Origin of the sequence: Candidatus Phytoplasma citri (assembly GCF_002009625.1) — a bacterium.
Lineage (GTDB): Bacteria > Bacillota_I > Bacilli_A > Acholeplasmatales > Acholeplasmataceae > Phytoplasma > Phytoplasma citri.
This window is the reverse complement of the sequence record NZ_MWKN01000068.1, coordinates 1-1,070: the sequence shown is the minus strand read 5'-3', so window position 1 is coordinate 1,070 and position 1,070 is coordinate 1. Positions and strand designations below refer to the sequence as shown.

The following is a 1,070-nucleotide window of genomic DNA, read 5'->3' as shown; positions in this document are numbered from 1 at the left end:
GAAGTTGGGTTGTTTTCTCGCAGTTCTCACAACGTTTCGCTTTCAAACGATCAGTTAGGTGCGTGCGACTTTGGAATATAAATCTATTAATGGTGATGTCCGGATTTCCCTTGTGATTACGCATTTTTTTAATTTTGTCCCAAGAGTAGACAACCCATAGTTCATATTGAGTTTTTCCTTTATTACAATAGGGAATAGCCCAGGTTGAACCTATATTGAATTTCTTTCGAACTCTGGCAATTGACGTCTTCCGTTTCCTTGCCAATGTTTTCAAAAAGCTATATTCGGCTAGATAATTTAGATGGGTTAAAACCCCGAGGTTGTTAGCTAAGCAAAAGTATCGGATAATTCCTCTAGTAGGTCCGAATTATTTTTAATTCGTCCCTATCCGCTAACGTTTCGTCGTGTTTCACCTTTCCCCTTTTTAACCAGTTATATTCATGTCCATATTCCTTGGCTTTCGCTTGAGGAATTTGAATTTGGACCTTACCATTTAGGTAATTATTAGAGGTTTTCCTTGTACGAGTTTTATTGGTGGGATTTACCTTTACCATATATGATAAAAATCTTGTTCCTTTACTGGCTTTAACAATCTTTGACTTATCCTTACTAATAGTAAGTTTCAAATCTTGTTCTAGCCATTGCATTACTTGATTCTTAATCCTTTCCGCCTTTAACACCAATGATAAAATCATCAGCGTAACGGATGTACTCAACTCTTGTCTTTGGGTTTAGGTTGATAAGACTATCAATCCCCAGTTGAGGGTGCTGGTTTTTACGCCATGCTTTCTTATATTCCGGATTATCCTTCCAAATCGGTTTCCCTTCTTTAATTAGTTCTCCCATTTTTAGGTCAATGTGATGTAAGTACACATTCACCAGCAGGGGGAAATAATTCCTCCTTGGGGAGAACCGGATAAGGATTCATATTTGATTCCGTTTTTCATGAAGCCAGCTTTCAACCATTTGTTAACGGTTGAGAGGACTTTATTCTTTCTGATGAACCGATTTAAGGTTCTCATGAGAATCTCGTGATTGATGGTATCAAAGTAACCTTTTAAGTCAATTTT

General features: G+C 37.2%; 1 pseudogene. It reads right to left on the bottom strand.

Annotated elements, in window-relative coordinates:
* Positions 1–1,070 (bottom strand): annotated as a pseudogene (locus B2G44_RS01940) (reverse transcriptase/maturase family protein); the annotation flags it as partial.